The organism is Diplocloster hominis (assembly GCF_032380655.1).
GTDB classification, from domain to species: domain Bacteria; phylum Bacillota; class Clostridia; order Lachnospirales; family Lachnospiraceae; genus Diplocloster; species Diplocloster hominis.
The window spans coordinates 1-11,763 of record NZ_JAWDIY010000020.1 but is presented as its reverse complement, the minus strand read 5'-3'; the positions used below and the strand labels follow the sequence as shown (position 1 = coordinate 11,763).

11 protein-coding genes are annotated in these 11,763 nt (G+C 48.6%); 10 read left to right on the top strand and 1 reads right to left on the bottom strand.

The annotated features are described in order from the left end of the window. Positions 1–48: 48 nt before the first annotated feature. From ABC831_RS17420 to ABC831_RS17400, 5 genes are read left to right on the top strand one after another with little or no spacing between them, the layout of a single operon-like run. A complete protein-coding gene (locus ABC831_RS17420; RefSeq protein WP_343249365.1) occupies positions 49–906 on the top strand; it encodes a carbohydrate ABC transporter permease in 858 nt (285 codons plus the stop codon). 1 nt (position 907) lies between these two features. Next, the gene (locus ABC831_RS17415) at positions 908–1,738 is read left to right on the top strand and encodes a carbohydrate ABC transporter permease (RefSeq protein WP_343249364.1); all 831 of its coding nucleotides are present in this window, start codon (positions 908–910) and stop codon (positions 1,736–1,738) included. Between the two features lie 25 nt (positions 1,739–1,763). Continuing rightward, entirely contained in the window at positions 1,764–2,594 is an 831-nt protein-coding gene (locus ABC831_RS17410; protein WP_343249363.1) for a transketolase, read from the top strand. Beyond that, positions 2,591–3,529 carry a transketolase family protein gene (locus tag ABC831_RS17405; RefSeq protein ID WP_343249362.1) on the top strand — a complete coding sequence of 313 codons (939 nt, stop codon included), beginning with the start codon at positions 2,591–2,593 and terminating at the stop codon, positions 3,527–3,529. Before ABC831_RS17410 ends, ABC831_RS17405 begins: the two co-directional genes overlap by 4 nt. After that, a complete protein-coding gene (locus ABC831_RS17400) occupies positions 3,526–4,890 on the top strand; it encodes an FGGY family carbohydrate kinase (RefSeq protein ID WP_343249361.1) in 1,365 nt (454 codons plus the stop codon). The genes ABC831_RS17405 and ABC831_RS17400 overlap by 4 nt, the downstream gene beginning before the upstream one ends. Before the next feature lie 161 nt (positions 4,891–5,051). On the opposite strand, the gene ABC831_RS17395 is transcribed toward ABC831_RS17400, so the two are convergent. After that, the gene (locus tag ABC831_RS17395; protein ID WP_343249360.1) at positions 5,052–5,732 is read right to left on the bottom strand and encodes a Crp/Fnr family transcriptional regulator; all 681 of its coding nucleotides are present in this window, start codon (positions 5,730–5,732) and stop codon (positions 5,052–5,054) included. A 275-nt stretch (positions 5,733–6,007) separates the two neighbouring features. On the opposite strand from ABC831_RS17395, the gene ABC831_RS17390 reads away from it, so the two are divergent. The 5 genes from ABC831_RS17390 to asrA form a co-directional block, all read left to right on the top strand. Then, complete coding sequence (locus tag ABC831_RS17390; protein WP_343249359.1) at positions 6,008–7,501, top strand: SLC13 family permease; 1,494 nt, start codon at positions 6,008–6,010, stop codon at positions 7,499–7,501. A 124-nt stretch (positions 7,502–7,625) separates the two neighbouring features. Then, positions 7,626–8,549: an NAD(P)/FAD-dependent oxidoreductase gene (locus ABC831_RS17385; protein ID WP_343249358.1), complete on the top strand. Its 924-nt coding sequence runs from the start codon at positions 7,626–7,628 to the stop codon at positions 8,547–8,549. Between the two features lie 93 nt (positions 8,550–8,642). Next, positions 8,643–8,954 (top strand): thioredoxin domain-containing protein, encoded by a 312-nt coding sequence (locus tag ABC831_RS17380; RefSeq protein ID WP_343249357.1) that lies wholly within the window; start codon positions 8,643–8,645, stop codon positions 8,952–8,954. A 51-nt stretch (positions 8,955–9,005) separates the two neighbouring features. Next, positions 9,006–10,871, top strand: a complete 1,866-nt coding sequence (locus tag ABC831_RS17375; protein WP_343249356.1) for an aryl-sulfate sulfotransferase — start codon at positions 9,006–9,008, stop codon at positions 10,869–10,871. Between the two features lie 62 nt (positions 10,872–10,933). After that, a partial coding sequence (asrA, locus tag ABC831_RS17370; RefSeq protein WP_343249355.1) for an anaerobic sulfite reductase subunit AsrA occupies positions 10,934–11,763 on the top strand: 830 nt, incomplete at its 3' end.

The following is an 11,763-nucleotide window of genomic DNA, read 5'->3' as shown; positions in this document are numbered from 1 at the left end:
ACATCCATACCTGAACTAAGTCGCAGTGCTGCGACACTGGAGGAAACGATGGACAAAAAGAAATTATATTCTTTCTGGTTTTTGATCCCTGCGCTGTTGATGTTCACCATATTTTTTCTGATTCCTACCGTGACTTCGCTGTACTTCAGTATGACGGTCTGGAATATAGACGGAGCAAAGTTCTGCGGACTGGACAACTTTAAGATGTTTTTTCAGGAGGATTCGTTGAACGTAGGAATCCGGAACACACTTCTTTATGCAGTGCTGACCAGTGTTTTGAAACTGGTGCCCGCCTTTTTCCTGGCAGTATTCCTGACCAGCAGGATCAGGACTAAAAATATATTGCGTTCGGTGTTATTTTTTCCGAGCCTGCTAAGCCTGATAGCCATCGGTATTATGTTCAAGGCGATGATGCATCCGTCGAAAGGAGTAATCAATAAAGTGCTGGCCGTGTTCGGGATCACAGGGATCGACTGGCTGGGCAATACGAAGATCGCCATGTTCTCGGTAATCGGGGTTGCGATCTGGGAGGGCTTATGTATTGCGACCATGATGTTCATCGCCAGTATTCAGGCTATCGATCAGAACTATTATGAAGCGGCTGAAATTGATGGCGCCAACTGGTGGCAGAAGCTGCGGTATGTAACCATGCCGCAGACCATATCCGCCAGAAACTCCATCATCATACTGGCATTTATCGACGGTATCCGAAGCTTTGAACTGATCTGGTCCATGACCGGCGGCGGGCCCGGATTCGCCACGGACGTGCTGTCGTCCATCGTGTACAAGCAGTACGCGGCGGGCTATTACGGATTGTCCACGGCAGGCAATGTGATCATGCTGATCCTGATCTCGTGTCTGGCCTATCCGCTGCAGACCTGGCTGCTTAAGAGGGAGGAGAATTAGGATGAAAAAGAAAAAGACGAAACTCCTGATCGGGGATATTCTGGGATGTACCGGGATGTTTATCGTTTATATCATACCGTTCCTCTTCATCTTATTCAACGCGTTAAAGGATCGGAAGGGGGCTAACAAACTGAGCCTGTCCCTGCCGGATACCTTTCACTGGGAAAATTTTCTGGAGGTTATTAAGGTGCGGGATTTCCAGGTGCTGACCGCATTCCGGAACAGCGCGCTGATTACCTTCTTCTCAGTGGCGCTGCTGGTATTCACAGGTGCTATGGCCGGTTATGTGATCCAGAGAAGAAGGGACAGGAAGGTCAAATTTGTGAACAACCTGTTCATGGTTGGCCTGATGCTGCCTCCGGCGGTGCTGCCGACGATCTGGCTGTTACAGAATCTGCACATATATAAATCCTTTTTCTCCATCGTTATGCTGGAAGCGGTGATTAATCTGCCCTTCACGATTATGCTCTATCGGGGATATATAAGTACAATTCCCCAGGAGCTTGAGGAGGCCGGTTACATAGACGGCTGCAACCGGTTTGAAATATTTTCAAGGATTGTGTTTCCGCTGCTGAAACCAATCAATGCCACGGTTATTATTTTAAATGCGATTTATATTTTTAACGATTTTACAACTCCGTTATATTTCTATCCCGGGACAGATAATGTGACGATTGTATTGACATTATATAATTTTATCGGCCAGTTTCAGAGTTCTTATAACCTGCTGTTCGCGGATGTGATTATTATTATCATTCCAATGCTGATTTTATTTATCATATTTAACAAGCGGATCGTCAATGGAATGGTGGCGGGAGCGGTGAAAGGCTAGGACATTTGAATAGGAGGGAAGACAGATGACGGTGAAGGAATTAGAAAAAAAGGCAAATGAGATACGCAGAGGGATTCTCACTATGATCTATGAAAGTGAAGCGGGCCACGTGGGCGGCGCGTTATCCTGCTGCGACATACTGACAGCCCTTTTTTATCAGATCATGAACACAGATCCCGCTAAGCCGGAAGACCCGGACAGAGACCGGTTCGTGTTAAGCAAAGGACACTGTGTGGAAGGGTATTATAATATTCTGGCGGACAAAGGATATATCAGGAAAGAAGAGTTAAAGACATTTTCCCAGTTTCAGACACGGCTGATCGGGCATCCCAACCGGGAGATCCCCGGAGTGGAGATGAACACAGGGGCGCTGGGCCATGGATTAAGTTCGGCCTGCGGAATGGCCAAGGCCGCCAAAATGCGGAAGAAAGAATATCGGGTATTCTGCCTGATGGGCGACGGTGAGCAGGCGGAGGGCTCTATCTGGGAAGCCGCGATGTTCGCATCCAACTACGGGTTGGACAACCTGTACGCCATCCTGGACCGGAACACGCTTCAGATCAGCGGCCCTACGGAGCAGGTTATGAAGCTGGAACCTCTGCAGGATAAGTGGCAGGCATTCGGCTTCGAGGTGGAGCAGGTAGATGGAAACGACATAGACCAGGTGTTAAAAGCCTTCGGCAGGCTTCAGAAAGTAAGCGGAAAGCCCAAACTTCTGCTGGCGGACACAGTAAAGGGGAAGGGAATCTCCTTTATGGAAAATAATGCAGCATGGCATCATGGAACATTAAATCAGGCGGAATACGAACAGGCGATAAGGGAACTGGGACAACCGGACAAGGGGGGAGAGGCATGAAACATACCTGCAGAAAAGCATTTACGGACACACTGCTGGAGCTTGCGAAAAAGGATTCCAGGATCGTGGCTCTGACTTCGGACGCGCGGGGATCGGCTGCTTTAAATAAGTTCGTAGATGAGCTGCCGGAACAGTTCATTGAGGTTGGGATCGCGGAGCAAAATGAAGTAGGTGTAGCTGCGGGGGCTTCCACCTGCGGACTGATCCCCTTCGTGTGCGCACCTGCTCCGTTCTTAAGCGCAAGAAGTCTGGAACAGATCAAAGTAGACGCGGCATACTCCAACACCAACGTCAAAATCTGTGGGGTTAGCGGCGGCTTAAGCTACGGAGCATTAGGGGGGTCCCACCACGCGATCCATGATCTGGCAGCCATACGCCCCATGGAAAACATCACGGTATTAGTCCCGGCCGATGCCAGAGAAACCAGATGGATGACCCAGGCCATCGCACAGTCAGAAGGTCCGGTCTACATGAGGATGGGCAGAAACGAAGTGGAAGACATCTATAGGGAAGAGGACCGGGAAAAATTCCAGCTGGGAAAAGCGATCTGTCTGAGAGAAGGACGGGATCTGACCATGATCGCGGCAGGAGAGCTGGTATGGCCTGCGCTGAAAGCGGCCAATAAGCTGGAAACCTGGGGCATATCGGTCCGTGTTCTGGACATGCACACCATAAAGCCGCTGGACGAAGAAGCCGTCCAATCAGCGGCCCTGGAGACGAAAGCGATCATAACCCTGGAAGAGCACAGTATCCACGGCGGCCTCGGCGGCGCGGTAGCTGAGTATACGGTTCAGAACTGTCCCGTTCCCATGAAAATAATGGGAATCCCGGAGGGCCATGTGGTAGCCGGAGAGACCTGCGATCTGTTCCCTTACTACGGACTTGATGAAGAATCCATCGCAAAAAACGCAAAAGAATTCTGGAGTGCCTTATGAAAATAGTACTGGCATTAGATCAAGGGACATCCTCGACAAAAGCGGTCCTGTTCGGAGAAAACGGAAAAATCCTGGGCCGGACAGCCGTGGACAATGAGATCCGATACTGGAAGGACGGACGCGTTGAACAAGATCCAGTGCAGTTGGTCAGCGCAATGTATCAGGCCATAACCGGTGTGCTGAACCAAAGCCCTGGTTACAGGGAAAACATCTCGGCCATGGGAATATCTGTGCAGACAGGAGCGTTCCTGCTCTGGGAAAAAAAGACCGGGACCCCACTCACCCCTGTAATCGGATGGCAGGACCAAAGGGGCGAAGAAATCCCGGACAGACTCTCCGTCATCCTGGAAGCCGACCCATTTCTTGACGCCCGCGCACGGAATCATGAAGTCCTGTTCGGAACCATGGAAACCTGGCTCATCTATAACTTGACCAACAAAAAATGCCATGCCACAGATATAACAAATGCAGATATCTCAGGTATGTATGAAGCCGACCAGGGCAATTGGAATCTGGCCCTATTGGACCGCTATCACATTCCTCCGCAGATACTGCCGCCGGTATGGAAAAACGATGCCGATTACGGAATTGTGGAAGAAGGCCCTGCCGCTGGCATCCCTATATGCGGTGTGATTGGTGACAGCAGCGCTGCACTCTTCGGGGAAGGCTGCTGGAACAAGGGGGACCTGAAGATCACCTACGGTACGGGTGTGTCCGTCGTATACAACCTGGGCCCGCAAAAGTATCCCCACACTGCCACGGCCTGGGATACAAAAAACGGCCGGATGTATATCTGGGAAGGGACCGTACCATTTGCAGGGGCCTGGATCCAGAAGCTGATCCGGGAAGGCATCGTAAAAACCCCGGAAGAGACCGCAGAACTGGCGGTATCCCTCTTGGACAACGAGGGTCTATATCTCTCCCCCGAATCAGCAAACGACACATTCCCTCAACTCCCTCCAGCTCTGCTGGCCAGGGCCGTTCTGGAAAGCATCGCCTATCAGGTAATGGATCTGAAGGAAGATGCGGAAATAACCTTTGGCATTCAGACAAACCGCATCCAAACGGACGGAGGAGTCAGCAGAAACAATTTTCTGATGCAGTTCCAGTCTGATCTGTTCCGCCAGCAGGTCCTCTGCAACCACCATCCTGAGATATCGGCCTACGGAGCCGCCTGCATAGCTGCAGTCCACACGCGCATGTGGACTCAGGAACAGATACTGGCAGCGGCTCAGGATACACAACTCTATACGCCCCAAATGCCGGAACATATACGGGGCAAATACATGGCGGAATGGAGAACTATAACCAAACGTGCAGCTAATAAGCATGATCGAATAGAGGAGGTAGACTCAAAGTAAAATGTCGGCCCACACGCCGACATTTTTCCTGTTTTCAGAGGCTCTCGGATCTGTTCTTGAGGTTGCTTTTTCAACCATGAGATTATTACCCCGCTACGGAGACCGGACCTGGATTCCCAGAAGGCCTTCCGCGCCCCCATATATCAATCCCCGGCCCCAAATCAGTACTCCACATCCTGCCCCGATTCGATAAATTCCCGGAGCTTTTCTTCGTCCTCCAGCACAACGCTGTGACCGTCTTTAGAGATAAACCCGTACTGTTTTAACTTGCCCATGATGCGGGAAACCGTCACCGGGTGGATACCCAGATATTTAGACAGCTCAATATAATTAAAATATTTCGGCAGGGTCTTCCTGCCCTGTTTGTCCACGGAAAATTCCAGGATCAGGCGGCAAAGTCTGACGGCGGCGGATTCCTCCTGGATCTGGTGGTAGCGGTCCAGAATGTCCAGATAGTTTTTGGTCAGGATACGCAGTAAAAACAGGTTAAACTCCTGATCTTCTTTTACAAGACGGAAAAAATCGGTATCGTTGATGCGGTACAGCGTACAGTCTGTTTTCGCCACGATGGAAAAAGTTTTATACTGGGCGCCTTCTTCGGGCAGAAACAGCACACGCTTCATAATCTGGGCAAAACCAATGATTCGTTTCGAATCAAAATAGAGATAGATCTTCTCTTCCCCATCCCGGGTCAGGCTCTGCAGGGCACAAAGTCCTTCTTCCAGAAGAAAAGCGCTGTGCTCATTGGTACCGCTGTTTGAATTATACAGATAAGTGTCTTTTTTTACCTGGACTTTCATACCATATTTATATAGTTTTTCAATATTAGTTTTCTCAAACATAATTTCCTCCAGATGTTCAACCGTTCGAACGTTGCTTTTTTTATTTTACCATATTTAATCCCGAAAAAATACTACAGAATTATAACCTATGTTATTTTTTTGATGCAATTAATATGTTAATATCGACTTAATCTTTAGAGGTTTTATCGTAAATTTTTGTTAAAATTGTATCATCAGGGGAAGGAAAATCGGCAAGTTTCCGTCAACCTATTTTTTTTACTCCTGTTTGTTACAAAATTAACGATCCAAAATGTGTGATAAAGGAGATTAACGGTATGTCTAATCAAGTTCCCCCAAAAAAATCGATCAATATGACGGTAATCCATTCTGTGATCGGTGTCGCAATCATGATTCTGTTTCGGTTTTTGCCAATTTCCCTTCCAGAAGTTACGCCGGTCGGGATGGAAATTATCGGAATATTCATTGGTACGTTATATCTGTGGACCACAGTAGACCCGCTCTGGAGCAGCCTGATGTCCGTAGCCATGATCGGGCTGTCCAGTTATAAGCCGATGTCGGCGCTGCTGGTAGAATTCATGGGGAATGTCACGATTATCCAGATGCTGTTTCTGATGCTTCTGGCTGGAGCGCTGGTTACCAACAAAATTACGATGTACATAGGGCGCTTTTTCCTGACACGAAAAATTACCAATGGCAGACCCTGGATGTTTACCATGATGATCTGCATCGGTTGTTTCCTGATGGCGGCTTTCGTATCCCCGTTCGCACCTATCTTCCTGTTCTGGCCGGTTTTGTATGATATTTTCGAGGAAGTTGGATATAAGAAGGGGGAGAAATACCCGAAAATCGCGCTGATCCTGGTGGTGATAGCCACGCTGATCGGCTTCCCCGTGGCTCCGTATATGAACAACGGACTGGCTCTGATCGGAAACTTTAAGACGATCTCGGAAGCTGCTACCGGCACTGCGATTGTAATCAATGACGGTGCGTATCTGTTTACCACATTGTTCATGGGTATCCTGCTGATTATAGCGGTGATCCTTCTGTCCAAGTTTGTATTCCGGCCGGATGTGGGAAAGCTTAAGTCTCTGAATGTGGAGATGCTGAAGAAGAATCCGCTTCCGCCGCTGAATGCCCAGCAGAAGGTTGTATCATGGGGCTTCATTATCCTGATTATAGCGATGCTCCTGCCCAGCGTTTTACCCAAGACGATTCCCGGAATGGCGTTTCTGGCGGAAAATACACCGGGACTGGGGGTGCTGGTGGCAGCAGCGCTGGCGGCAATCCAGATTGACGGCAAACCGGCTTTGAATATCACCGGCGTATTTGCCAAAGATTTCAGCTGGTCGACCTTTTTCCTATGTTCAGCCGCCATCCTGATTGGAAGTGTTATGACCAATGAGTCTACCGGTATTACGGCGTTTTTAAACCTGACATTATCCCCGCTCTTTAACGGTATGAGTCCCATGGTATTTACGGTCGTTATCCTGATCGTGGCGGTGCTGCTGACGAATCTCTGCAACAGCCTGGTGATCGGTATGATCCTGCAGCCGGTAATCCTCACATACTGTATGGCTACGGGAGCCAATGCGGTGCCGATCGTCATGATCATGATATTCTTTGTACTGTTATCGGCGGCCATCACCCCTGCGGCATCACCGTTCGCAGCGATACTGCACGGGAATAAGGAGTGGGTTCCATCCGGAGATGTATATAAATATACACTGACCTATGTGGGGCTGGAACTGTTTCTGGTACTGGTTATTGGGATTCCTGTCACTAATTTTCTGGCGGCTGTGATGAAATAGCCGCGCTTGAAAAATATTTTTCGACATTTAACACAGGTTATAGTAATTACCCCCGACTATAATATAATAGAATATGGTAAAAGCAATAAAGAAGGACAAAGCGTGAAAGAAAGGGGTTATTCAAATGGCACAGTATGATGTGGTAATAGTAGGGGCAGGTCCGGCGGGGATGACGGCAGCGATCTATGCGGCCAGAGCGGACATGAAGGTGTTAATGCTGGATAAACTTGCGCCGGGCGGACAGATTATTAACACTAATGAGATCCAGAATTATACGGGTGTAGGTTCTGTCAACGGTGCGGAGCTGGCTTATAAGATGTTCCAGCATACGCAGGATTTCCAGGTGGAGTTCGACTATAAGACGGTTAAGGAGATCCAAAACGACGGCGATGAAAAGAGGATCTGCTGCGTGGAGGATGATACGGTCTACACGGCCAGCTCAGTGATAATCGCTACGGGAACCAGGCCCAGATGCCTGAACATACCGGGAGAAGATAAATTCCGCGGAAACGGCATCAGCTGGTGTGCGATCTGCGACGGCGCCCAGTATCGGGATAAAGATGTGGTAGTGATCGGGGGAGGAAATTCAGCGGTGGAAGAGTCCATCTTCCTGGCGGGCATCGTAAAATCGCTGACCATCGTTACTATGTTTGATCTGACCGCTGATCCCATGGCCTGTGATAAACTCCGGGCAATGGAGAATGTAAAGATTTATCCGTATCAGGACATTCTGGAATTCAAAGGTGAGGGTAAACTGGAGGGAGTTTACTTCAAATCCACTAAGACCGGAGAAGAAAATACGGTAGCCTGTGACGGCGTATTCGAATACATAGGCCTGACGCCTACGACGGAGTTCTTAAAAGATACCGGGCTGTTGAATGATTTTGGTTATGTAACGGTAAATGAAAAGATGGAGTCGAACGTTCCCGGTATCTACGGCGCAGGAGACTGTATCACGAAGAACTTAAGACAGGTGATCACCGCTTGCTCCGACGGAGCGATCGCGGCACAGGAAGCTTCTCATTATGTGGAAAGATTAAGCAGATAAGATTTTCATAAGGCAGCACAGCCGGAGACGGTATGTACTGCCTTCTGCAAGAAAACACGGAACAAGACAATAATAAGGAAAGGATGAATAATTATGTTAAAAGAAGTAAGCAGTGCAGAATTCAAAGAAACCGTAAACGATGGGCTTGTATTGGCGGATTTCTTCTCCACCACCTGCGGTCCCTGTAAAATGTTATCCTTTGTATTAAATGATGTGGAAAAGGAATTCGGAGAAGATCTGAAAATTCTGAAGGTGGATTTTGATCAGAACAAGGATCTGACCGCGGAATACGAAGTGACCGGATACCCGACCCTGATTTTGTTAAAGGATGGAGCGGAGGTTGCCAGAATGCAGGGCCTTCAGCAGAAACCCGCCATTATCAAGATGATTCAGGAACATAAATAAAACAAATGCGGCGAGCAGCCGGGTGTAACCATTTTAAGGAGGATATTACCTATGTCTGAACAGATTACCTATAAGTTTACAGAACACCTTATTGAACAGCAATATGCAGCCGAGCAGGCAATGCTGGCTGAGCTGGAAGCGGGCCATTATACCTTGGACAATCCGCTGGTCAAGTATAATGCATACCTTGTGAACCCGCTTTCCGCGGTTGTTCTGTTCAAAACCGACGAAGAAACAGCGATTAAAGTCACAGTCCTGGGTAAAACACCGCAGGCCAATATTTACCATACTTTCCCCAGAGCAAAGACCCACGTGCTGCCAATCGTAGGCCTGTACTCGGATTACACGAATAAAGTGGAAATCAGTGCTTACCAGGGCAAAACTACAGTGGTTGAAATTCAGACGCCCGATGTATATAATGGAGTTAACCCGGTTTTTTCCATGGAGACCACACCCGAATATCTTCAGGACAACATTATTCTCGTGTCTCCGGCCGGTGAAGATCTGGCATCCGGTTTTGACTATGCCGGGGATGCCCGCTGGCATATGAACGTCGCCTGCGTATTTGACGTTAAGAGATTAAAAAACGGCAATCTGATTATGGGTTCCCATCGGCTGATCAAAATGCCTTACTACATGTCCGGACTCTATGAAATCAGTCCCTGCGGAAAAATTTACAAAGAATTCCGTCTCCCCGGCGGCTATCACCACGATGAATTCGAGATGGAAGACGGCAACCTTCTGGTGCTGACCGATGACTTCCAGCGTGATACCGTGGAAGACATGTGTGTGCTGGTTGACCGCAATACCGGTGAGATCCTGAAGACCTGGGATTATAAGAAGTTTTTACAGCCGGGACTCGGAAAATCAGGCAGCTGGTCCGATGAGGACTGGTTCCACAACAACGCCGTATGGTATGACAAAAATACCAACTCCCTGACCTTCTCAGGAAGACATATGGATTCTATGGTGAATATTGATTATGACAGCGGAGAGCTAAACTGGATCATCAGTGATCCCACCGGCTGGCCTAAGGAATGGGTGGACAAATATTTCTTCAAGCCGGTTGGCGATGACTTTGAATGGCAGTATGAGCAGCATGCCTGTGTGATCACTCCGGACGGCGATGTGATGTGTTTTGACAACCATCATTACGGTTCAAAGAACAAGGACGAATATCTGGCCGCCAAGGACAGTTATTCCAGAGGGGTCAGATATAAAATCAATGTAAAAGAAAGAACAATTGAGCAGGTATGGCAGTATGGGAAGGAAAGAGGTGCGGAATTCTTTTCCCCTTATATTTGTAATGTGGAATACTACAACGAAGGCCACTATATGATTCATTCCGGTGGAATTGCGTACATGAACGGGGAGCCTTCCGAGGCATTGGGCGCATTCGCGAAACAGCAGGGAGGAGACCTTCGGACCATCACCGTAGAAATGTGCAATGGTAAGAAGGAACTGGAATTACAGGTACCCGGCAACTATTACCGGGCGGAGAAGTTAAAGCTGTATTCGGACGGAATTAATCTGGAGCTGGGCAAAGGCCGGATTCTGGGCGAAATGGGCGTCACCCCTACATTTGACACGGAAGTACCGGCAAATGAGACAGGAGAGCTGCTTCCCGAATCCTGCAATGCCAGTGTGAATGAGGAATTTGACCGCTTCACCTTCAAATCCCGTTTTGAAAAGGGCCAGTTGGTTATGCTTCTGCTGGAAGGGGAAAATGAGACCAGAAGATACTTCATCTCCACCACAGCAGTTCCCCATCTGGCTATGTGCTGCGGAACCTTCCTGGACTCCGATGAGAGAAATACCAGAACTATGATAAACAAGGCCGGCTTGTCCGGAACCTACGATGTGAGAGTCATCATCGACGATAAGAAATACGAAACCGGTATTCGGATCACTGCCTAGTGATCCGGTACCCGGAGGCGATCGTATGATTGCGAAACCGAAGAAATTAGGAGGATGTAAGAATGGGCTACAAAGTAAGCTTTGAACAGGCAAACAAGATCTTCGACAAACTCTGGGATAAGTATGATATCTATGCGCCAAAGAGATTCGAAGGCAGAGGACGTTATTCCGATACGGACATCGTCCGGTACGACAAAGTCAACACGGTGGAGGAGATCGTATTTGATGAGAAATCCGATTATCCGGCCAAGGAAGTATTGGCGCCGATCAGTCAGACGCTGTTTTATTTTACCGAGGACGAATACCGGGAGAGCAAATGCAGTACCCGGCCGATCCTGATCTTTATGCGTCCCTGTGACATCAACGCTATGCATCATCAGGAGAAGATCTACCTGGGCAACGGCGGTTATACCGATCTGTACTATGAGAGAATGAACGAGAGAGTGAAGATCGTCATGATGGAGTGTACCGAGGGCTGGGATACCTGTTTCTGTGTCAGCATGGGAGCGAACAAAGCGGAAGATTACGCCGTGGCTGTCCGCTGTGAAAATGGGAACCTGCTGGTAGACATCAAGGATGCAGATCTGGATGCTTACTTTGCGGAAGCGCCGGCGGCGGACTTTAAGCCGGATTATATTGAGAAGAATGAAATCGAACTTCAGATTCCGGAGATTCCGAACAGAGAAGTTCTTGCAAAATTAAAAAATCATCCTATGTGGGAAGAGTACAACAAACGCTGTATTTCCTGCGGTTCCTGTACCGTGGCCTGCAGTACCTGCACCTGCTTTACCACTACGGATCTTATATATCATGAGAACGGTGAGGCCGGAGAGCGCAAGAGAACGACCGCATCCTGTCAGATCAAGGGCTTTGCGGACATGGCCGGAGGCCA

Coding starts and splice junctions, on each gene's coding strand:
- ABC831_RS17420 (WP_343249365.1), top strand. CDS start 49: ATGGACAAAAAGAAATTATATTCTTTCTGGTTTTTGATCCCTGCGCTG.
- ABC831_RS17415 (WP_343249364.1), top strand. CDS start 908: ATGAAAAAGAAAAAGACGAAACTCCTGATCGGGGATATTCTGGGATGT.
- ABC831_RS17410 (WP_343249363.1), top strand. CDS start 1,764: ATGACGGTGAAGGAATTAGAAAAAAAGGCAAATGAGATACGCAGAGGG.
- ABC831_RS17405 (WP_343249362.1), top strand. CDS start 2,591: ATGAAACATACCTGCAGAAAAGCATTTACGGACACACTGCTGGAGCTT.
- ABC831_RS17400 (WP_343249361.1), top strand. CDS start 3,526: ATGAAAATAGTACTGGCATTAGATCAAGGGACATCCTCGACAAAAGCG.
- ABC831_RS17395 (WP_343249360.1), bottom strand. CDS start 5,732: ATGTTTGAGAAAACTAATATTGAAAAACTATATAAATATGGTATGAAA.
- ABC831_RS17390 (WP_343249359.1), top strand. CDS start 6,008: ATGTCTAATCAAGTTCCCCCAAAAAAATCGATCAATATGACGGTAATC.
- ABC831_RS17385 (WP_343249358.1), top strand. CDS start 7,626: ATGGCACAGTATGATGTGGTAATAGTAGGGGCAGGTCCGGCGGGGATG.
- ABC831_RS17380 (WP_343249357.1), top strand. CDS start 8,643: ATGTTAAAAGAAGTAAGCAGTGCAGAATTCAAAGAAACCGTAAACGAT.
- ABC831_RS17375 (WP_343249356.1), top strand. CDS start 9,006: ATGTCTGAACAGATTACCTATAAGTTTACAGAACACCTTATTGAACAG.